Annotated in this window: 19 protein-coding genes; 10 read left to right on the top strand and 9 right to left on the bottom strand. The window is 73.9% G+C overall.

The window, feature by feature from the left end; genetic code table 11:
- Window positions 1–123: 123 nt before the first annotated feature.
- From KPL59_RS10090 to KPL59_RS10080, 3 genes are all read left to right on the top strand, one after another.
- Window positions 124–720, top strand: coding sequence for a response regulator transcription factor (locus KPL59_RS10090; RefSeq protein WP_010225624.1), 597 nt, complete (start codon window positions 124–126; stop codon window positions 718–720).
- Window positions 721–1,586: 866 nt separating this feature from the next.
- Window positions 1,587–2,162: a sigma-70 family RNA polymerase sigma factor gene (locus tag KPL59_RS10085; protein WP_060714331.1), complete on the top strand. Its 576-nt coding sequence runs from the start codon at window positions 1,587–1,589 to the stop codon at window positions 2,160–2,162.
- The gene (locus KPL59_RS10080) at window positions 2,155–3,342 is read left to right on the top strand and encodes an anti-sigma-D factor RsdA (RefSeq protein WP_226360650.1); all 1,188 of its coding nucleotides are present in this window, start codon (window positions 2,155–2,157) and stop codon (window positions 3,340–3,342) included. The genes KPL59_RS10085 and KPL59_RS10080 overlap by 8 nt, the downstream gene beginning before the upstream one ends.
- A gap of 93 nt (window positions 3,343–3,435) precedes the next feature.
- On the opposite strand, the gene KPL59_RS10075 is transcribed toward KPL59_RS10080, so the two are convergent.
- Entirely contained in the window at window positions 3,436–3,843 is a 408-nt protein-coding gene (locus KPL59_RS10075) for a DUF5319 domain-containing protein (protein WP_043276535.1), read from the bottom strand.
- Window positions 3,844–3,992: 149 nt separating this feature from the next.
- Here KPL59_RS10075 and guaB point away from each other — a divergent pair, with 149 nt between their 5' ends.
- Window positions 3,993–5,504 (top strand): IMP dehydrogenase, encoded by a 1,512-nt coding sequence (gene guaB, locus KPL59_RS10070; RefSeq protein ID WP_020622332.1) that lies wholly within the window; start codon window positions 3,993–3,995, stop codon window positions 5,502–5,504.
- Between the two features lie 50 nt (window positions 5,505–5,554).
- Window positions 5,555–6,679 carry a GuaB3 family IMP dehydrogenase-related protein gene (locus KPL59_RS10065; RefSeq protein ID WP_226350695.1) on the top strand — a complete coding sequence of 375 codons (1,125 nt, stop codon included), beginning with the start codon at window positions 5,555–5,557 and terminating at the stop codon, window positions 6,677–6,679.
- Window positions 6,680–6,770: 91 nt separating this feature from the next.
- Here the strand turns inward: KPL59_RS10065 and KPL59_RS10060 are convergent, their stop codons facing one another.
- The 3 genes from KPL59_RS10060 to KPL59_RS10050 form a co-directional block, all read right to left on the bottom strand.
- On the bottom strand, window positions 6,771–7,853 hold the full coding sequence (locus KPL59_RS10060) for a Fic family protein (protein WP_226350694.1): 1,083 nt from the start codon (window positions 7,851–7,853) through the stop codon (window positions 6,771–6,773).
- 182 nt (window positions 7,854–8,035) lie between these two features.
- Window positions 8,036–8,413, bottom strand: coding sequence for an NUDIX hydrolase (locus KPL59_RS10055; protein WP_226350693.1), 378 nt, complete (start codon window positions 8,411–8,413; stop codon window positions 8,036–8,038).
- Window positions 8,414–8,546: 133 nt separating this feature from the next.
- Complete coding sequence (locus tag KPL59_RS10050; RefSeq protein WP_226360649.1) at window positions 8,547–9,035, bottom strand: FBP domain-containing protein; 489 nt, start codon at window positions 9,033–9,035, stop codon at window positions 8,547–8,549.
- A gap of 99 nt (window positions 9,036–9,134) precedes the next feature.
- Here KPL59_RS10050 and KPL59_RS10045 point away from each other — a divergent pair, with 99 nt between their 5' ends.
- Window positions 9,135–9,569 (top strand): hypothetical protein, encoded by a 435-nt coding sequence (locus KPL59_RS10045; protein ID WP_226350692.1) that lies wholly within the window; start codon window positions 9,135–9,137, stop codon window positions 9,567–9,569.
- Between the two features lie 3 nt (window positions 9,570–9,572).
- Here KPL59_RS10045 and KPL59_RS10040 read toward each other — a convergent pair whose 3' ends face one another.
- Window positions 9,573–10,451 carry a hypothetical protein gene (locus tag KPL59_RS10040; RefSeq protein WP_226360648.1) on the bottom strand — a complete coding sequence of 293 codons (879 nt, stop codon included), beginning with the start codon at window positions 10,449–10,451 and terminating at the stop codon, window positions 9,573–9,575.
- 178 nt (window positions 10,452–10,629) lie between these two features.
- Here KPL59_RS10040 and guaA point away from each other — a divergent pair, with 178 nt between their 5' ends.
- The gene (gene guaA / locus KPL59_RS10035; RefSeq protein WP_226360647.1) at window positions 10,630–12,180 is read left to right on the top strand and encodes a glutamine-hydrolyzing GMP synthase; all 1,551 of its coding nucleotides are present in this window, start codon (window positions 10,630–10,632) and stop codon (window positions 12,178–12,180) included.
- A 157-nt stretch (window positions 12,181–12,337) separates the two neighbouring features.
- Here guaA and KPL59_RS10030 read toward each other — a convergent pair whose 3' ends face one another.
- Both KPL59_RS10030 and KPL59_RS10025 read right to left on the bottom strand, forming a co-directional pair.
- Window positions 12,338–12,544, bottom strand: coding sequence for a hypothetical protein (locus tag KPL59_RS10030; RefSeq protein WP_226350689.1), 207 nt, complete (start codon window positions 12,542–12,544; stop codon window positions 12,338–12,340).
- On the bottom strand, window positions 12,537–13,778 hold the full coding sequence (locus KPL59_RS10025; RefSeq protein WP_226360646.1) for a PspC domain-containing protein: 1,242 nt from the start codon (window positions 13,776–13,778) through the stop codon (window positions 12,537–12,539). Before KPL59_RS10025 ends, KPL59_RS10030 begins: the two co-directional genes overlap by 8 nt.
- A gap of 226 nt (window positions 13,779–14,004) precedes the next feature.
- Here KPL59_RS10025 and KPL59_RS10020 point away from each other — a divergent pair, with 226 nt between their 5' ends.
- Window positions 14,005–15,315 (top strand): PspC domain-containing protein, encoded by a 1,311-nt coding sequence (locus KPL59_RS10020; protein ID WP_374111612.1) that lies wholly within the window; start codon window positions 14,005–14,007, stop codon window positions 15,313–15,315.
- Window positions 15,312–16,019, top strand: coding sequence for a response regulator transcription factor (locus tag KPL59_RS10015; protein WP_226360645.1), 708 nt, complete (start codon window positions 15,312–15,314; stop codon window positions 16,017–16,019). The genes KPL59_RS10020 and KPL59_RS10015 overlap by 4 nt, the downstream gene beginning before the upstream one ends.
- A 206-nt stretch (window positions 16,020–16,225) precedes the next feature.
- On the opposite strand, the gene KPL59_RS10010 is transcribed toward KPL59_RS10015, so the two are convergent.
- Complete coding sequence (locus KPL59_RS10010) at window positions 16,226–17,611, bottom strand: hypothetical protein (RefSeq protein ID WP_226360644.1); 1,386 nt, start codon at window positions 17,609–17,611, stop codon at window positions 16,226–16,228.
- A gap of 302 nt (window positions 17,612–17,913) precedes the next feature.
- Entirely contained in the window at window positions 17,914–18,174 is a 261-nt protein-coding gene (locus tag KPL59_RS10005; RefSeq protein ID WP_149663792.1) for a chorismate mutase, read from the bottom strand.
- 309 nt (window positions 18,175–18,483) lie between these two features.
- Between KPL59_RS10005 and KPL59_RS10000 the strand changes: the two genes are divergently transcribed.
- On the top strand, window positions 18,484–20,934 hold the full coding sequence (locus KPL59_RS10000; RefSeq protein ID WP_226360643.1) for a UvrD-helicase domain-containing protein: 2,451 nt from the start codon (window positions 18,484–18,486) through the stop codon (window positions 20,932–20,934).
- Window positions 20,935–20,936: the final 2 nt, after the last annotated feature.

The raw sequence follows: 20,936 nt of genomic DNA, 5'->3' as shown, positions 1-20,936 counted from the left end.
GTGGATCAGCGCGCCGAACGGAGGGCACAAAATCGCCCCGACCGTGTCAAGGTGAGAGTGTCACCCGCCGATTCGGAGGGTGAAGAATCACCCGGCTGCAGGAAGCTGCAGGAAGGAATCGTCGTGACGACGGTACTCATCTGCGACGATCGTCGCAGCGTCCGCGAGGGACTGACTCGCGTCATGTCCGCGGTCCCGGGGGTCCAACGCATCGACTGCGTCGCCCACGGGGACGAACTCCTCGCCCGCTACGCCCGCCAGTCCGTCGACGTCGTCCTGGTCGGGACGCAGCGTGCTGTGCCCACCGGGGTGGAGGCCACCCGCCGACTGGTGGCCGCCCACCCGCAGGCCAACGTCATCGTCTTCGGAGCCCCGGACGACGCCGGCAGCATCGCCGCCGCCATCGCCGGTGGGGCGCGCGGTTACCTGCGCTGGGACGCCTCGCGCCCCGAGCTGGTCGCCGCGCTGGCACACACCCTGGCCAGCACCTCGGTGCCGACCCCGCGCGTCCCCACCGACCCGGGGGTCCAGCTCACCGAGCGCGAGCTCCAGGTGCTGCGCGGGATGAGCCAGGGCAAGAGCAACGGCCAGATCGGCCGCGAGCTCTACCTGTCCGAGGACACCGTGAAGACCCACGCACGCCGGCTGTTCCGCAAGCTCGGCGTCCGTGACCGCGCGCAGGCCGTGGCTCACGGCTTCCGACGCGGCCTGGTGTCCTGACCGGGTCCCCACCCGGAACGGCACGACCCCGCACCGCCGAGCGACCGACCCCGAACCGGCCGCTCCACCCCACCCGCGCGCGGGTGGGCATCGTGAGCCGGACCGACCCCCGCGGTCCGGCTCCACGCCCCGGACCCCCGTGTCCGGACCCCACGCACACGGGCCGCTGCCGACCTCGCGGCCCGCACCCGGGACATCGCGCCCGGGTCGTCCGCACCGACCGGCTCCGGCCGGTCCGCCGCCCCGCCGACGGGACGCCGGTCGTGCTCCCCGCGACCGGACCCCGCCGAAGCGCACGACCGGGACGCCCGCCCGGCAGGTGACCGACCCCCGCCGGCGTGTGGCGGTCCCCGCCGGGCACGCGGGCGGCCCCGGGCCGAGGTCGACGACGGATCCGCCGGACGTCGTAACGGCGGCCTCCGATCGGCCCTCGCTCGGCGAGCGGTCGACGGGACGCCGGGAACTGTCACCCGGTGTCCCCCACGTCCCTGGGATCACACGCGTCACCACAGTCCCGCGACCTCGACGACGACCGTCCGGATCCCGCGCCGAACCGGACGCGACCCGCGCCGGGCGGTCCACCGCCGGTGATCGGACGCGGACGATCTTCACTGCGTCCGGTGACCGCATTCTGCGGTGGGTGACGAACCGCTTGCCGACCGTGGTCGCCCCGTGGACGTGTTCCGGACGGGCCCCGCGCAACCCGGAACTGTGCACGATCGTCTGATCTGGCATGGAGCGACTCCCGTCGGCGAGTCCCGCTCGGATACGGTGGATCCGAGCGGGACTCACCTGCGCGAACGCGGGTTGCTTCCACGATCGGATGACACTGCTGGATGCTCGTAACGCCTGGGCGGTTCCCCACGATGAGTGAATCAAGAGACGTTCCCGACGAGTGGATCGAAGCCGCCATGGCCGGCGACCGGTCCGCGGTCGAGCGCGTTCTCGCCATGATTCGGCCCCTCGTCGTGCGCTACTGCCGCGCCCGACTCGGGACCGACCGAGGGTCCGTCTCGGCGGACGACGTCGCCCAGGAGGTCTGCGTGGCCGTGCTCACGGCGTTGCCGGGGTACCGGGTGCAAGGGCGCCCGTTCCTCGCCTTCGTCTACGGCATCGCGTCCCACAAGGTCATCGACGCGCACCGGGCTGCGTCCCGGAACCGCTCCGAACCGATGGCCGACGTGCCGGACCGCATGGAGTCCTCCGACGGCCCCGAGTCCCGGGCCCTGCAGGTGGAACTGTCGCAGGAGATGTCCAAGCTCCTGGAGATCCTTCCGGAGAAGCATCGGGAGATCATCGTGTTGCGCGTGGTCGTGGGACTGTCCGCGGAGGAGACCGCGGCGGCTGTCGGCTCCACTCCGGGCGCCGTCCGCGTCGCCCAGCACCGGGCGCTGGCCCGGCTGAGGAAGATGATGAGTGAGCAGGTGGTCCGGGATGCGTGACCAGGGTCCGCACGGTCCGGGCTTCCCCCCACCCGGTGAGGGCTGGGAGCGACCGCCCGCGCCGGTGACGCGTGGCCGCTTCGGCGAGCCGCGCCCGCCCCGCACCAACGGCCACTCCCACCCGCTCGGTCACCGGGGCCACCCGCTGCCGTTCGACGCGCACACCGTCCCGCAGCCGGTCGTGCGGCGGCACGCCGCCCGCGGCGACGACTGGGACGCCTTCGACGACATCGAGGACGAGGGCCCGGTCGACCTCGTCGAGCTCCAGTCCGACGACGAGCTGATCAACGCCCTGTCCTCCGGGCTCGGCGTGTCCGGGCCCGGCCGGCGCGGCTACGACGTCGACGACCACCTGGCCGCGATGCTCTCGTCGTGGAAGGACGGGGTGGACCGGGACCCGATCCCGCAGCTCGTCGACACCGACGAGGCCGTCCAGATCCTGCAGCCGGCGAAGCCGTCGCGGAAGGTCTCCTTCCTGCGCCCGCTCGTCGCCGCCGCGGCGGTCGCGGCGTGTGCGCTGGCCGTCGTGTCGATCAGCGCGCACGAGGCCCAGCCGGGCGACGCCCTGTGGGGGGTCTCCCGGGTGCTCTACAGCGAGCGCGCCGAGCAGGTGCAGGCGGCGGCCACGCTGCGCGAGGGCATCGAGCGGGTCAACGCCAAGCTCGCCGCCGGGGACACCGTCGGTGCGCAGCAGGAGCTCGCCGCGCTCGGCCCGCTGGTCGACCGCACCGCACCGGACGTGCGCGACGACTTCGAGCAGCAGAACCGCTTCCTGAGCCAGAAGGTCGCCGAGACCCCGCCGGGCACACCGACCGACCCGCGGTCGCCGCTGCGCGACGGGACCCCCGCCCCGCCGCCTCCGGTCACCGAGGGCGACGAGGACACCCCGACGCCGTCCCCGCCGCCTTCGGAGGGGACGACCACCCCGGGTGGTCCGACCTCGCCGGAGGGCACCACCGACCCGTCGGTGCTGAGCGGGCCGGGGGAGACCGCGCCCACCCCGGCGCCGTCGCCGTCGGAGACCTCGCCGACGACGGAGGGCCAGGCGGACCCGACGACCCCGACGACCTCGCCCACGACCCGGCCCACCGCGGCAGGGGAGGGGCAGAGCGACCCGGCGGACGACACCACCCCGCCGTCGTCGACGACGACCGGCGCGGTGAGCAGCAGGCCGAACTGACGCCGAACCGACGCGGTACGGCACCGAGTACGGCGAAGGGCCCCGGAGGATCTCCTCCGGGGCCCTTCGTGTCTGGTGGTGGTCGCGCCGGGCTCAGTCGGCGAGTGTCGCGTCGGCGTACCCGCGGCAGTACTCCCACGTGACGTAGTGCGCCGGGTCCGGGTCGTAGGCCGGCTCGTGCGGCCGCATCCGGCCCTCGTCGAGGAGCTGCTGCAGGCTCGCTCGCAGCAGGTTCCACTCGTGGAAGTGCTGCTCGCCGCAGTCGGCGCAGTCGACGACGATCCCGCGGACGCCGCGGCCCGCCAGCAGTGCCTGGTAGACGGCCAGGTCCGCCAGGTCGGCGAGGATCTCGCCGCGGTCGGTCTCGTTCAACGGGGGTACCTCCGGGTCACCGGAACCCGGCCACGCGCCGTCACCACGGTCGTCGTAGGCCTGCATCGACAGCGCAGGATCATCCGGGTCTCCGGCGAACGGGTCCGGTGGCAGCGCCTCTGGTGACACGGTGTACACGGTACCGGTGCGGGGGGTCGGGGCCCGGCCCACCCCGGGGTGGTGGACGTACGATGGCGGCCTGCGGCGGGAGCCCGCCGTCAGCGTCGACCGCACCGCCTCGACAACACTGCTTCGACCGCAAGAGGAGCCCCGGAGAGATGACGAGCGAGATGGGCGGCCTGCCGGACAAGTTCGCGATGCTCGGGCTGACCTTCGACGACGTGCTGCTGCTGCCCGCCGAGTCGGACGTGATCCCCAGCTCGGCCGACACATCGAGCCAGGTGACCCGCCGGGTGCGGGTCCAGGTGCCGCTGGTGTCGTCCCCGATGGACACGGTCACCGAGTCCCGCATGGCGATCGCGATGGCCCGCGCCGGTGGTCTCGGGGTGCTGCACCGCAACCTCTCGCCGGACGCGCAGGCCGCACAGGTCGAGGTCGTGAAGCGGTCCGAGGCCGGCATGGTGACCGACCCGGTGACCTGCAGCCCGGACGCGACCCTGGCCGACGTCGACGCGTTGTGCGCCAAGTTCCGGATCTCCGGCGTGCCGGTGACCGACGAGACCGGCCGCCTGGTCGGCATCATCACCAACCGCGACATGCGCTACGAGGTCGACACCGACCGGCCCGTGTCGGAGGTCATGACCCGCGCGCCCCTGGTGACGGCCAAGGTCGGCGTCACCGCGGAGGCGGCGCTGGGCCTGCTGCGCCGGCACAAGCTGGAGAAGCTGCCGATCGTCGACGGCGACGACATGCTGCGCGGCCTCATCACGATCAAGGACTTCAACAAGACCGAGCAGTACCCGCTGGCGACCAAGGACCCGGACGGGCGGCTCGTCGTCGCCGCCGCGGTCGGGGTCGGCGACGACGCCTACGCCCGCTCGATGCAGCTCGTCGAGGCCGGTGTGGACGTCCTGATGGTCGACACCGCGCACGGTCACTCCCGTCGGGTGCTGGAGACCGTCGCGAAGCTGCGCGCCGAGGTCGGCGACCACGTCGACGTCGTCGGCGGCAACGTCGCCACCTTCGACGGCGCCAAGGCGCTCGTCGAGGCGGGCGCGGACGCGGTGAAGGTCGGCGTCGGGCCGGGCTCGATCTGCACCACCCGGGTCGTCGCCGGGGTCGGGGCCCCGCAGATCACCGCGATCTACGAGGCCACCCGGGCGTGCGCCCCGGCCGGCGTCCCGGTGATCGGCGACGGCGGCATCCAGTACTCCGGCGACGTCGCCAAGGCGATCGCGGCCGGCGCGTCGACGGTCATGCTGGGCTCGCTGCTGGCCGGCACCGCGGAGTCGCCGGGCGAGGTTGTGCTCGTCGGCGGCAAGCAGTTCAAGACCTACCGCGGCATGGGCTCGCTGGGCGCCATGCAGGGCCGCGCCGGCGCGGCGGGCCGGTCGTACTCGAAGGACCGCTACGCCCAGGACGACGTGCTCAGCGAGGACAAGCTCGTCCCCGAGGGCATCGAGGGCCGGATCCCGTTCCGCGGGCCGCTGTCCTCGGTCGTGCACCAGCTCGGCGGCGGGCTGCGCTCGGGCATGGGCTACGTCGGCGCGCAGACCATCCCGGACCTGCAGCAGGCGCGCCTGGTGCGGATCACCGCGGCCGGTCTCAAGGAGAGCCACCCGCACGACATCACGATGACCGTCGAGGCCCCCAACTACGCCGCGCGGTAGTCACGGGGGCCCCAGCACCGCTCTGAGCAGCGCCGCTTAGGGTGGTGCCCGTGCGTGACCTCGTGGAGATCGGGATGGGCCGGGAGGCCCGTCGTGCCTACGACCTCGACCAGATCGAGATCGTCCCGTCGCGGCGGACCCGCAGCTCGAAGGCCGTCTCGACGGCCTGGCAGCTCGACGCCTACCGCTTCGACATCCCGCTGCTGACCCACCCCACCGACGCGGTGGTGTCGCCGGACTCGGCGGTGCGGATCAGCGAGCTCGGCGGTCTGGGGGTGCTGAACGCGGAGGGCCTGTGGGCCCGGCACGCCGACCCGAAGGGCGCCCTGGAGCGCATCGTCGCGGCGGCCACCGGCGACGAGCCGGACTCCGCGGTCGCCCTGCTGCAGGAGCTGCACCAGGCCCCCATCCAGCAGGACCTCATCACCGAGGCGCTGCGCCCGCTGCGCGACAGCTCGCACACCGTCGCGGCGCGGGTCAGCCCGCAGCGCGCCCGCGAGCTCACCCCGGCGCTGCTCGCCGCGGGCGTCGAGATCCTCGTCGTGCAGGGCACGATCGTCTCCGCCGAGCACGTCTCGGACGGCGAGCCGCTGAACCTGAAGGACTTCATCGCCGACCTGGACGTCCCGGTCGTCGCCGGCGGGGTCGGGGACTACCGCACCGCGCTGCACCTGATGCGCACCGGCGCCGCCGGCGTGATCGTCGGGTACGGGCAGGCCACCTCGACCACCACCGACGAGGTGCTGGGGGTCGGCGTCCCGATGGCGACCGCGATCGTCGACGCCGCGGCGGCCCGTCGTGACTACCTCGACGAGACCGGCGGCCGGTACGTGCACGTGATCGCCGACGGTGGCATCGGCACCTCCGGTGACATCGCGCGTGCCGTGGCCTGCGGCGCCGACGCGGTCATGCTCGGCGAGCAGCTCGCCGAGGCCACGGAATCCCCGGCCGGCGGGCTCTACTGGACCTCCTCGGCGGCGCACCCGTCGCTGCCCCGGTCGGAGGTGACCGGGCTCGCCCGGTCCGGCCGGTCCCTGGAACAGGTGCTGTTCGGGCCGACCGACAGCCCATACGGCACCACGAACCTGTTCGGCGCGCTGCGCCGGGCGATGGCGAAGACCGGCTACTCCGACCTCAAGGAGTTCCAGCGGGTCGGGTTGAACCTGCGGACCTGAGCCGGCGCTCCGAGCCGTAGTTCCGCCGTCCGGCGGGACCACGAGCTGGTGGTCGTCGTCGCCGGTCAGCGCTCGCACTCTTCGTGCTCTGTCACTCAGGGCGAGTCAACACACTCAGGAACTCGTGGTTGACGAAGAGGGTCTCTCGACCGGCCTTGACGTCGTGGAGAAGGCCTGCCTCGACCAGGGCGTGCAGCCAGGTGGAAGCGGTCTGGCGCGATACGTCACACCGGCGTGCGACAGTGCTGATGCGGCAGTAGGGCTGTTCGAACAGCACGGCCAGGAACTGCGCGTCCCGTCCACCCGAGGTAGCAGCGCGAGCTCGCTCGGCGATGTCCTCCTGACACGTGCGGATGGCTCCGATCTTTCGCGTCGTCGACACAGCGGACTCGCGGACGACGTCGAGCATGTAGAGGACCCACTCGATCCAGGCGCCGTCCTCTGTCACGGCTCGCAGGAGTCGGTAGTAGTCGTTCTTGCGGGCGATGATGGCGCGTGAGAGGTAGAGGATCGGGTCGTTCAACAGACCAGCCTCGATGAGCATCAGGATGTTGATGACGCGGCCGGTACGACCGTTGCCGTCGTGGAAGGGGTGGATGGCCTCGAACTGATAGTGGCCCACCGCCATGCGCACCAGTGGATCGAGATCGTCGTCAGCGTGGACGAAGCGTTCCCAATCCGAGAGCTTGTCGCGAATGAGGTCCGCCCCCTCGGGCGGTGCGTACACGACTTGCCGTGTGGCCGGGTTGGCGATGCGCGTGCCGGGCACCGCACGAACGGCCATCTCCCGGCCCTGCAGCTCGGAGCAGATTCGAGCTGCAGTCACAGACGTGAGCGGCCGGTCCCTGATCGACTCGACCCCCGCGAACAGCGCGCTGCGGTAGCGCAGTGCCTCCTTGGTGGCGTGATCTCCCCCACCGGAGTCGACGTGCTTGAACAGCTCATCGGCCGTGGTCACGATGTTCTCGATCTCGGAGCTGGCCTGCGCCTCGAGTAGCGGGACAGCATGGATCAGGATGTTGGGGTTCGGCAGGAACTGGCCGGCCTGGGCGAGTGTCGCCAGCGCTGTTCGGGCTTCGATGGTTGCTTTGAGCACGGGCTTCGGCTCGAGGTCCAGTCCGGCCGGCGGCAGCGGGGGCAGATCGTTGAAGGGAACGTCGGGGCTCCAGGACACGCGTCAACTCCTTCACCTCATCCGTTCCACACGTTAAAAAATTCGGATGAACCTAACACGTTGGCCGGACGTGTCAGGTCTCGTGACACATCCACGCCACGCCTTGCCCGACTGATCCTGGTCGCGTCCCACGGCTCTCGGCCTTCGAGCCGTTCTTCGTGTCGTCGGGGGCGACCGGCCGCTCACTCCTCCCCGAGGTACTCGCGGACCGGGCCGAACAGATCCGGCATCAGCTCGCCCAGCTCGACCGGCGACACCCACCGAACCTCAGCCAGCTCTTCCGGCGCCGCGACCGGCTCGACCTCGCCGACGGGGCGACACGCAACGTAGACCATCAGCCGTCCGGTCCGCGGGTGGCGACGGCGCCCGATCTCAGCGACGACGTCGACCACGAGGCCCGTCTCTTCGGCCGTCTCCCGCACGGCGGCCGCGGCAGGGGTCTCGCCCTGCTCGACCTTTCCGCCTGCGAACACCCACAGCGGGATGCCATCAGTCCGGCGGCCGACCAGGACGCCGTGCGGGCCACGAACCACCGCGACCGCAATCAGCTCCTGATCCACCGGTCGAGTAGATCAGCACCACCACGTGCGGGCGCAGTAGCCGCCGGTCAGCGGTCGTGTCCTCGTCGTCGTTGTCGCAGGCAGCGACGAGGGAGCCGATGACGACAAGCGATGCGAGCAGGGGAGTGCTGGGTCACCCGGTGACGGCGGCGACGAACTCCACGGCCCGCTCCCGCAGCCCGGCCCGTCGCTCGTCGACGGTCGTGTCGGGGGTGGGCTTGAGCGCGGCCGTGGCCGTCTCCACGCGGACGTGCTCGGCGCAGGCGAGGTCGGCGCAGATGTAGGTGCCGACGGTGTCGCCCTGGCGTCCCTTCGCCCCGCGCCGGGGAGCGGCGAACAGCGCGACCCCGCCGACGGTGTGGGTGGTCCGACACAGCGCGCACATCGCGGCGGACCGGGCGCCGCCGGAGGCTGCGCGCAGGACGACACCGGCCGGGCCGTCGTCGGTCGGGACGAGCAGTACCCCGCGGTCGGGGGCCTTCGGGTCACGCCAGCCGCGGACGTCGTCGAGCCGGTCCGGGTCCAGGTCGCGGACCCACGCGGGCAGGACCAGCCGCGTCGCCTCCCCCTTGGAACAGTTGGTGAGGGCGCGGCGGATCCGGGTCTCGGTCGGGCTGGTCACGGCGGACCACGCTAGGCGCCTCCGGTGACGGCGGTCGAACGGGTTTCGCCGCGGTAGGTTCGGCGGTGACGCCGTCGTCACCCCAGGAGGAGCCCGCCGATGAGCCGCCCCACCGCCGGAGCCGCCATGGGCGGCGGACGTGCCTTCGTCGACGCGACCGGGACCCCGGTGCCGCTGCGCGGGCCGGTCGTGCGGGTGGTCGCGACCGATCCCCGGGTGGGGGAGCTGCTGCTGGAGCTGGGCGCGCAGCTGGTCGGCTGCGCGGGGAGGCTCGACGGCGTCGACCCGGTCGGCGAGGACCGCAGCCCGGAGCCGGAGGCGGTGCGGGCGCTGGGCCCGGACGCGATCGTCACCGGGACGGCCGGGGGCCGGTACGACCTGGCCGACCCGGCCCTGCTCGGGCGGCTGCGCGACATCGCGCCGACCGTCGCGGTCGACCTCGGGCGACGCGCGGCGAGCGCGGCGGACCTGCGGGCGCTGCTCGGGTCGGTGCAGCCGCCGCCGCTGCGGTCGCGCGGACGGCACGAGGAGTGAGGGTCAGCCCGCCAGGACGGCGCGGACCCGGTCGGTGACGGCGGTCAGGTCGTCGCGCACCAGGTTCGCCTGCGTGGTGAACACCGACAGCTGGGACGGGTCCAGCGCGAGCGCCCCGGAGGTCCCCGCGGTGGCGGCGGCGGCGCCGTGGTCGAGCAGCGCGGCCCAGGACCTCTGCGCGGCGGCGTCGGGCACGGCGTCGTAGGCCCGCGCGGCGTCGACGGCGGTCCGCAGCCGTCCGCAGGCGACGGCGAGCGCCACCGCGTCCTGACGGCCCGCGGCGTCGGCGACCCGGGTGAAGCCGTCGCCGATCGCGGTGAGGTGGGTGAGGCCGCCGTTGTCGCGCCACGCCGTCATCGCGACGACCGGGTCCCCAGCCCACAGGCCGGTCCCGGCGGCGGACCCGACCAGCGACGCGGCGACGGTCTGCGGCAGCGGCGGGCCCTGCGGCACCGTCGCGCCGGACGCGGTCACGGTTTGCGGGGTGGGCAGCGGCGAGGTCGCCGACGGGGTCATGATCAGCCCTGCGGCGGCGATCGCCGCGGTGCCGGTGGCGGCGGCGCAGAGGAACACCGGCAGGACCCGGGCCCGGAACGCGCGGGCCCGGGGGACGACCGGTGCCGCGGTCTCCCGGGCCGGCTCCGCGGCACCGGGCTCGTCGACGGGGGCCAGGGTGGGGACCGCGGCGGGGGCCGCGGTGGGCGCGGCGGCCGGACGGGTCTCCTGCTCCGGCGCGGAGCGCTGGGCGGGGACGAGCGGCGCGACGGTCGTGGTGGTGCCGTCGACGGCCGGGTCGGCGGGGGTATCGCCGGTGCCGGTGCCGGTGCCGGTGCCGGTGCCGGTGCCGGTGCCGGTGGTGTGGCCGGTCGGGGTGGTGGCCATCGGGGCGTGCCTCCAGGTCGTACGGTGCCGTCATCCCCCCATCGGAGCAACCGGGCCTCGCCGTTACGCCGCACGCCTGCGGCCGGGCGGGGATCATCAGGATCGACGAGACGGTGCCGGGGCGGTGCGAGACGGTGCGGACGGCGGGTGACCTGCGTCGCCCGTTTACCCTGGTCGTGTGCAGACCCCGACCGTCCTCGTCGTGGACTACGGCGCCCAGTACGCGCAGCTCATCGCCCGTCGCGTGCGCGAGGCGGACGTCTACTCCGAGATCGTGCCCGCCTCCCTGCCCGTCGCCGAGATCGTGGCCCGCGAGCCCGCCGCGGTGATCCTCTCCGGGGGACCCGCGAGTGTGTACGCCGAGGGCGCCCCCGCGGTCGACCCGGCGCTGTTCGAGGCGGGCATCCCGGTGTTCGGCATGTGCTACGGCTTCCAGGCGATGGCCCGCGCTCTGGGCGGCGAGGTCGCCCACGACGGCACCCGCGAGTACGGCCGCACCGAGGTCGCGCTCACCGGCACCCCCGGCACGCTGCACGACGGCCTGCCGCGCACGCACCCGGTGTGGATGAGCCACGGGGACTCGGTGACCGCGGCGCCGGCGAGCTTCACCGTCACCGCCTCCACCGACCGGGTCGCGGTCGCCGCGTTCGAGGACACCGAGCGGCGCCTCGCCGGCGTGCAGTACCACCCGGAGGTCGGCCACTCCCCGCACGGCCAGGAGGTGCTCCGTCGGTTCCTGCACGACGTCGCGGGCATCCGCCCGTCCTGGACGACGGCGTCGATCATCGACGACACCGTGGAGGCGATCCGCGCCCAGGTCGGCGACGGTCGCGCGATCTGCGGGCTGTCCGGCGGGGTCGACTCCGCGGTCGCCGCCGCGCTCGTCCAGCGCGCCATCGGTGACCGGCTGACCTGCGTGTTCGTCGACCACGGGCTGATGCGGTCGGGCGAGCGCGAGCAGGTCGAGAAGGACTTCGTCGCCGCCACCGGCGCGACGCTGCACGTGGCCGACGCCGCCGACCGGTTCCTCGACGCGCTCGCCGGGGTCACCGAGCCCGAGCAGAAGCGCAAGATCATCGGCCGGGAGTTCATCCGGGTCTTCGAGGCGGCCACGGCGGAGGTCGCCGCCGACCACCACGTCGGGTTCCTCGTGCAGGGGACGCTGTACCCGGACGTCGTGGAGTCCGGCGGCGGTGACGGCACCGCGGTCATCAAGAGCCACCACAACGTCGGTGGACTGCCCGACGACATCGAGTTCGAGCTCGTCGAGCCGCTGCGCGCGCTGTTCAAGGACGAGGTCCGGATGGTCGGCGCCGAGCTGGGGCTGCCCGAGGTCATCGTCGGACGTCAGCCGTTCCCCGGCCCCGGCCTGGGCATCCGCATCATCGGCGAGGTCACCCGCGACCGGCTGGAGACCCTGCGCGCCGCGGACGCGATCGCCCGCGAGGAGCTGACCGCCGCCGGGCTGGACCGCGAGATCTGGCAGTGCCCGGTGGTGCTGCTGGCCGACGTCCGCAGCGTCGGCGTGCAGGGCGACGGTCGCACGTACGGCCACCCGATCGTCCTGCGTCCGGTGTCCAGCGAGGACGCGATGACCGCGGACTGGACCCGGCTGCCCTACGACGTCGTCGAGCGGATCTCGACCCGGATCACCAACGAGGTGTCCGAGGTCAACCGGGTGGTCGTCGACGTGACGAGCAAGCCCCCGGGCACCATCGAGTGGGAGTGAGCCGGGGCCCGACGTAACAGGGGCGGGGCCGATGTCTCGGCCCCGCCCCGGCCAGCCCGGGCCTGTGCGGTGTCCGACCCCCGTCGGACGCCGCTGCCACGCGGGCGGCAGCGGGTCCGGCGGCGCTCCCCAGCCCGCCGGCTCCCGTGATGACCCTTTAGTCGTCCGATGTGGCCCGGGAGTTACGCACGCTCGCCATCAGGAATGCGATCCCCGCCACAACCGCGGTCCCGGCGAGCATCCAGCGCAGGTCGACGACCTCCCAGGGGGCGATCCCGAGGACCCCGCACACGGCCACCAGCAGCGACAGGATCCCGGCGACGAAGGCGAACGGGTCGGTGCGACGGACGAGCGAGCTATCCACGGGTGACCTCCACGGTTCCCAGCTCGGCCCGCAGGTCGAGCTCCAGCACCCGGCCACCGGGTCCGTCCGGGCCGGGGTCGTTCACGGTCAGGTCCACGTTCTGCCCGGTGCGTGTCTGTCCGTCGACGGTCAGGTCGCCGGTGCCGACCGAGCTGCGGACGCGCAGGTCGGCGTCACGCGGGACCCGGACCTGTACCAGCCCCGCGCCGACCTCGGCCCGGGTGCGGACGGGTCCGGTCGCGCCGGGCGTCGCGGTGAGGTCGAGGCGGGTCAGGTCGAGCTCGACGGCGCCGGTGCCCCGCCGGTACTCCGGGGCGAGTGCGGCCGCGGTCGTCGGGGCCTCGACGGCCTCCCCGATGCCACCGCGCACGGCCCATCCGTCGGGGCCGACGGCGTCGTTGAGCGGGATGGTGGCCGCGGTGACGAGCGCGAGCAGCACCGCGAAGGGCACCAGCCAGCGTCCGGCGCGTCGCAGCGCACCGACGACCAGCCCGATCCCGACGCCGGCGAGCGCGGCCCCCGGGACGGCCGAGGCCGGCACCGCCCCCGGTGCGGCCAGGGCGAGCCCGCCGACCATCCCGGCGACGACCAGCGACACGGCCAGCGTGATCGGCGTCAGCGACGACCGGGGGGCCGGCGGCGGACCCGGCTCCGGGCCCGGTTCGGGCAGGTCCCAGGCGAACGGGGCAACGCCGAGCGGATCCCAGGCCGGTGGTGCAGCCACCGCCACGGTGGGGGCGTGCGGGTCCGCGACCCACGGCACCACGGGTGTGGGCGCCGCGGCGGCCTCCCGGGCCCCGGGCCGGTTCCCCCGGGTCACGTGCAGCGTGACGAGCAGCGCGATGGTGACGGCGGCGGGGATCACCCGGTCGCTGGACAGCACCAGCGGGACGGCCAGCAGCGCGGCCATGACCAGCAGCGCCACCGACAGCGCGGAGGACGGTCCGTTGCGCGGCGGGACGGGGCTGCCGGGCGGCCCGGCGTCCGGCAGGACCGCGCAGCCCGCCAGGTAGAGCGGGATTCCGGGGCCGACGATCGCCGCGACGACGAACCCCACCCGGACCAGCGTCGGGTCGATCTCGTAGCGGCGCGCGATCGCGGCGGAGACCCCGGCGAGCTTGCGGTCGTCGCGCGGACGCAGGGGCCGGGAGTCCCACATGTCGCGCAGGGTGTTCCGGGCCGTCGTTGCCGCCGACGGTGGTCGGCCGCTCCCGGGCAGCTGCGTCTCGTTCATGGCGTCGAGCCTGCCGTCCGGGCGGGCCCCGGCGTCTCGGGGACAACCCCGAGACGACCCCGGTCCCGATCCGGAGGGGATCCGGCGGGGGTCGTGTGACGATGGTGTCGTGAACAGCTCGGATCCCTCGACCGGCGCCGCAGCGTCGTCGGCGGACGCACGGCCCTCTGCGGAGCCCTCTGCGGAGCCCTCTGGGGATGCACGGTCGTCGGCGGATGCGCCGACGGTGCCGGTCTCCGATGGCGCTGCGCCCGCGCAGCCCGCGTCCCCGCGGCCGGGCGGCCCGGTGCCGCCGAGCCCCGGAGCGCGCGTCCCGCTGGCCCGGCGCCGCTCCGGGCGGATGGTCGGCGGCGTCGCGGGTGGGGTGGCCGACCACCTCGGCGTCGACGTCCGGTGGATCCGGGCGGCTTTCGTCGCCCTGAGCCTGCTGGGCTGGGCGGGCGTACTGGCCTACGGCCTGCTGTGGGTGTTCCTGCGGCAGGAGGCCGACATCGTCGAGCGGACCCTGACCCGGTCCGAACGGCTGCAGGCCGCCGGGTTGCTGACGCTGGGTCTGGGGTTGTCGCTGGTCGCGGTGACCTCGGGCTCGGCGGTGCTCGGCTGGATCGCCGGCCCGTTGGGACTGGCGACGGTCGGCGCGGCCGTCGTGTGGCGGGAGGCCGACGAGGCGCAGCGACGGCAGTGGGCGCGCGACGCCCGCAGCCGTGTCGGGGCCGGCCGTGCGGCGCTGGCTCGCACCCTGCTCGGCGCCGCGCTGGTCCTGACCGGGCTGGCGGTGTTCCTGCTCGGGAACCTGGACCTGGGCCAGGTGCGGTTCGGGATCCTCGCGGCGCTGGCGACGCTGCTGGGTGTCGCGGTCCTCACCGTCCCCTGGTGGGTGCGGCTGGTGCGCGACCTCGGTGAGGAGCGGCGGGCCCGCGCGGTCGCCGCCGAGCGCGCCGAGATCGCCGCGCACCTGCACGACTCGGTGCTGCAGACCCTGGCCCTGATCCAGCGGCAGTCCGGCGACCCGCGCGAGGTGCAGCGGCTGGCCCGCGGCCAGGAACGGGAGCTGCGCGCCTGGCTCTACGGGCCCGGTGGGCGTGCCCGCGGCGGCAGCGGCAGCCCGGACGCGGCGGAGACGCTGCTGTCGGTGGCGATCACGCGCGTCGCGGGGGAGGTCGAGGACACCTACGCGGTGACCGTCGGCCCGGTGCTGGTCGGCGACGCCGAGCTCGACGACGACCTGCGTGCCCTGGTGCTGGCGGCGCGTGAGGCAATGGTGAACGCGGCGAAGCACTCGGGCACGTCCGAGGTCGACGTCTACGTGGAGGTCGAGCCCGCCTCGGCCGAGGGGCCGGGCGCCGCGGAGGTGTTCGTGCGCGACCGCGGCACCGGTTTCGACCCGGACGAGGTCTCCGACGACCGGCACGGCCTCGCGGACTCGGTGCACGCCCGGATGCGCCGCCACGGCGGTACGGTCCGGATCCGCACCGGGGCCGGCGAGGGCACGGAGGTGCGGCTGTCGATGCCGCTGAGGGAGAAGGAGACGGCATGACCACCGCCGACGACGTGCAGGACACCCCGGTTGGTCCGGACGACACCGGTATCCGGGTCTACCTGGTCGACGACCACGCGTTGTTCCGCTCCGGCGTGCGCGCCGAGCTGGAGCGCGGCGACGGGCGCAGCCCGGTGCTCGAGGTGGTCGGCGAGGCGGGCTCCGTCGACGAGGCGGTGGCCGGCGTCGGGCACCTCGCGCCGGACGTGGTGCTGCTCGACGTGCACATGCCCGGCGGCGGGGGCGCGGAGATCCTGCGTCGGGCGCGGGCGGCGGGCACCGAGTCGGTGTTCCTGGCACTGTCGGTGTCCGACGCCGCCGAGGACGTCATCTCGGTGATCCGGTCCGGCGCCCGCGGCTACGTCACCAAGACGATCTCGGGCCGGGACCTCGCCGACGCCGTGCGGCGCGTGCGGGCCGGCGACGCGGTGTTCTCGCCACGTCTGGCCGGGTTCGTGCTGGACGCGTTCTCCGACCGCCCGGGCGCGGCACCGCCGGTGGACCCGGAGGTCGACCAGCTGACCAAGCGGGAGCGGGACGTGCTGCGGCTGCTGGCCCGCGGCTACGCCTACAAGGAGATCGCGAAGGAGCTGTTCATCTCGGTGAAGACGGTGGAGACCCACGTGTCGAGCGTGCTGCGCAAGACCCAGACGTCGAACCGGCACGAGCTGTCCCGCTGGGCTTCCGACAGGAGGCTCGTGTAGGTCGCGCAGCGACCGGAGCGTGCCGGAAGGAGCATCGGCACCGACAGGAGGCTCGTGTAGGTCGCGCAGCGACCGGAGCGAGCCGGAAGGAGCATCGGCTCCGACCGTCGGCTGGCCTGACACGGCACGTGTGCGCCGGCACCGACACGGCCCCGGCCTCCGCGTGTGCGGGGGCCGGGGCCGTCGTCGTGGTGGGTGGGAGGGCGTCAGCCGCCCAGCAGCCCGCCGGCGCCCTTCGTGACACCGCCGAGCACCCCGCCGACCGGCTCGGTCACGCCGGACAGGGCGCTCCCGACCGGCTCGGTCACCGTGCTGACCGCCTGCCCCACGGGCTTCGTGACGGCCTGCAGCGGCTGGGTGGCCTCGTCGGACGAGGAACCGGTGTCGGGCTTCTTGGCCGAGGTGTCGAGGAGCCCGGTGACCGGCTCGGCGGCCTTCAGGATCGGCCCGGTGAGCGGCTTGGTGCTGTCGAGCACGGGCTCGGTGACCGGCGACAGCGCGCCGAGCACCGGCGTCGTCACCGGTTCGAGGGTGTCGGTGAGGGGCCGGGTGACCGGCTTGACCGCGTCCGTCACCGGGCGGACGGCCTCGGTGACCGGGGACACGGCGCCGCCGACGGCCCTGCCGACCGGTGCCGCGGTCTGCGCGACCGGGGCGACGACGCCGCCGACGGCGTTGCCGACCGGGCGGACGTTCTCGGTGACGTCCTGGAGCGGGCCGGTGCTGGTCCCGCCGCGCGACGGCGGGGTGCCCGTCACGGGCTCGAGCAGGTTGCCGGCGGGGGCCCGGTCGGGGTTGTTGATCGGCGCGACGATCGGCGCGAGCGGCGAGCCCGTGCCGCCGGCACCGCGCGGCCCCGGGACCGTCGGCGACGACGGGGACCCGGTGCCCGGGTTGCCGGTCGAGGGCGTGCGGGGCGCGGGGACCGCGGCGGCGGGCCCGGCGGCGGTGCCCGGGGTACGGCCGGCCGCGACCGCCTGCACCGGCTGCTGCGGGCCGAAGGCGACGGCCATCCAGTCGGTGGCACCGGGGGCGGGTGCGTCCGGCAGCGGCGAGCTCAGCGCCACGTTCGCCGGGAGGTACTGGGCGGTCAGCGTGTCCGGGGTGCCCGCGGTGGGCAGGCCGAAGCCGGGGAACAGGCCGTCGGCGGCGGCGCGCGCGTCGGAGTTCTCGGTGCCGACGCCGTTGTAGAGGGCGGCGCCGAGCACGGAGCCCGCGGCGAGCAGCGCTCCGGCGACCACACCGGCGCGCCGACGCCCGGACACCTGACGGCCGGTCCAGCCGTCGGCGACGGCCGCGGAGCGGGGCTGCGGGAGGTCGATGTCCGGCCAGCCGCCCGGGGCGCCCGCGGCGGCGATGTCACCGGCCGAGGCGGCGTCGGCGGAGGCACCCTCGGCCACCGGGGGACGCCCTTCCCGGCGCAGCAGGTCGCCGACGGACAGGACGGGCCCGGTGAGCGGGCCCGCTCCGTCGGAAGAGGCGCGGGAAGCGCGCGAGTGGCGCGCCAGTAGCTCGGCGACGCTCACCACGTCGCGGGGCCCGGTGGCGCCGGGGGCGCCGGGGAGCGGGGCTCCGGCAGGTGTGTCGGTCACGGCCGCACGTCCTCCTTCGGGTCATTTCGACCTGGGAAGATGTACCGGAAGGAGCGCTTGATTCCCAAGTGATCACCCTCCGCTCGTCGCAGGTAACCCTTTCGGGTGGTTCCCGTTCATCGGCCGTATCCGACCGCTCGGCCTGCTCGTTGCCTCGGAAGGCAACCCCTGCGCAAGGGTGACCTGACCTGAACCCCAGGTGGGGCGCTCGCCGGCGTGTCGCGCTGTGCACTGTGCGTGAATCGCCGAACGGTCGTCACCTCTACCCGGTCGCCGGACGCGACCGGGTGTCGCGCCAGGGGTCAGCGGCCGCCGAGGCGTCCACGGCCCAGCCGCAGGAGCATCATCGCCAGCTCGCGCCCCTCGGGTCCGAGGTCGGCGAACCGGTCGAGCACCGCCATCTCGCGGCTGTAGACGATCCGCGGTCCGCCCGCGGCCATGCGGGCGGCGCCGATGCGCTTCGACACCTCGGTGCGGCGCAGGATCGCGTCGAGGATCTCGGCGTCGAGCCGGTCGATCTCCCGGCGCAGCTGCTCGATCTCGGGGTCGGCTCCGGTGCGCACCTCGGTGCTCGTGCCGGAGCGGGGCTGCGGGATCGGTCACGGTCATGGTCTCCTCGTCTCGGTCACGGTCCGTCGGGACCGAGGACGTACGAACGCCCCGGGTCCGTCGGACTCCGGGGCGTGCGGGTGGCGTCTGGGCTCAGACGGGCGGCGCAGCGGGAACCGGGGTCCGGTACCCGTAGCGAAATCGCCCGTCGTGTGCCACGCGGTGAGTGTAGACCACCCGGCGCACCGGGGCGCCGTGATTCCTGGGGACCGGCGACGCCGGAGCGGGGTGTGTCGGACCCCCGGCGTACCGTGTTCGACACGATGAGTGCGCTGTTCGAACTCCCCGGGACGGGCCCTTCCGCCGCTGCCGAGCCGACGACGGCCCAGGGCCGCCGCCTGCTGGAAGGCCTCAACGACCGTCAGCGGGAGGTCGTGACCCATGCGGGTTCGCCGCTGCTGATCGTCGCCGGCGCGGGGTCGGGCAAGACCCGGGTGCTCACCCACCGGATCGGCTGGCTGCTCGCCGAGCGCGGGGTGCATCCCGGCGAGATCATGGCGATCACCTTCACCAACAAGGCCGCGGCCGAGATGAAGGAGCGCGTCGACGCCCTCGTCGGGCGGCGGTCCGGGCCGATGTGGGTGTCCACCTTCCACTCCATGTGCGTGCGGATCCTGCGCCGCGAGGCCAAGCACCTCGGCGTGCGCAGCGCCTTCTCCGTCTACGACGCCGACGACACCCGTCGCCTCGTCGGCATCGTCGGGCGCGACCTGGAGCTGGACCCGAAGAAGTTCGCCCCGCGGGCACTGGCCGCCCAGATCTCCAACCTGAAGAACGAGCTGGTCTCGCCGGACGAGGCCGCCGAGCGCGCCGCCACCGACCACGAGCGGCGCATCGCCGAGGTCTACGGCGTCTACCAGTCGCGGCTGCGCCAGGCGAACGCCTTCGACTTCGACGACCTGATCATGGAGACGGTCTCGCTGCTGGACCGGCTGCCCGCCGTCGCCGAGTACTACCGGCGCCGCTTCCGGCACGTGATGGTCGACGAGTACCAGGACACCAACCACGCGCAGTACGAGCTGGTCCGCCAGCTCGTCGCCCCGGCCACGGCGAACGGGCGGCCCGGCGAGCTGTGCGTCGTCGGGGACTCGGACCAGTCGATCTACGCCTTCCGCGGCGCGAACATCCGCAACATCATCGAGTTCGAGCAGGACTTCCCCGACGCGCGGACCATCCTGCTGGAGCAGAACTACCGCTCCACCCAGACCATCCTGTCCGCGGCGAACGCGGTGATCGCCCGCAACCCGGAGCGCCGGGACAAGCGGCTGTGGTCGGACTCGGGCGACGGTGAGCGCGTCGTCGGCTACGTCGCGGACAACGAGCACGACGAGGCGTCGTTCGTCGCCCGGGAGATCGACCGGCTCGTCGACACCGGCGAGTACCGCAACTCCGACATCGCGGTCTTCTACCGGACCAACAACCAGTCCCGTGTCTTCGAGGACGTGTTCCTGCGGGTCGGGCTGCCCTACAAGGTCGTCGGCGGGGTGCGGTTCTACGAGCGCCGCGAGATCCGCGACGCGCTGGCCTACCTGCGGGTGCTGTCCAACCCGGAGGACACGGTCAGCCTGCGCCGCATCCTCAACGTGCCCAAGCGCGGCATCGGGGACCGGGCCGAGGCCGTCGTCGCCGAGTACGCCGAGCGCGAGCGCACCTCGTTCGCCCGCGCGCTGCGCACCGCCGCCGAGGAGCCGCAGCGGCTCCCCGCGCTGGCGACCCGCTCGCAGAAGAACATCGCCGGGTTCGTGCGCATGCTCGACGAGCTGCGCGAGCTCGTCGACCGCGGCGACGACACCGCCGAGGTGCTCGAGGCCGTCTACGCGCGGACCGGTTACCTGGAGGAGCTGCAGGCGTCGGAGGACCCCCAGGACGGCACCCGGATGGACAACCTCGCCGAGCTCGTCACGGTGGCGCGGGAGTTCGCGGGGGACGCCGCGGTCGCCGACCTCGCGTCGGACGGAGGGGGCGCGATCGGGTCCGGCGCGGCACCAGAGGGCGTGGCACCCGACGGCGCGGCACCCGAGGGCGAGACCGACACCTACGACGACACCCCCGACGGTGTCCCGGAGCCCGGCTCGCTGGCCGCGTTCCTGGAGCGGGTCGCACTCGTCGCGGATGCGGACTCCATCCCCGACGACGACTCCGGCGTGGTCACGATGATGACCCTGCACACGGCGAAGGGTCTGGAGTTCCCGGTGGTCTTCCTGACCGGCTGGGAGGACGGGATCTTCCCGCACCTGCGCACCCTCGGTGATCCCAAGGAGCTCGCCGAGGAGCGCCGGCTGGCCTACGTCGGGATCACCCGCGCGGAGAAGCGGCTCTACCTGTCCCGGGCGATCGTGCGGTCCGCGTTCGGGCAGCCCAGCACCAACCCGGCGTCGCGCTTCCTCGACGAGGTGCCCCCCTCGCTGCTCGACTGGCGGCGCAGCGAGGAACAGCTCGCCGCGCAGCGCCCGTCGGCGCCGGTCGGGCGGTTCGGGTTCGGGAAGCGTCCGCAGGCGACCGACCGCGGGAGCTGGAAGGTCCCGGAGCGGTCGCTGAACAACCAGACGCTGAACCTCGACGTCGGGGACCGGGTCAACCACGACAAGTACGGCCTGGGCACGGTCGTCGCGGCCGACGGCATCGGCCCGCGCGCGACGGTGACGATCGACTTCGGCTCGGGCGGGACGGTCCGGCTGATGCTGATCGGTGGCGTCCCGATGCAGAAGCTGTAGAC

It is taken from the genome of Pseudonocardia sp. ICBG1142, assembly GCF_020496255.1.
GTDB lineage: Bacteria > Actinomycetota > Actinomycetes > Mycobacteriales > Pseudonocardiaceae > Pseudonocardia.
The sequence above is the reverse complement of the archived record's forward strand: the minus strand, read 5'-3'. Positions and strand labels throughout refer to the sequence as shown.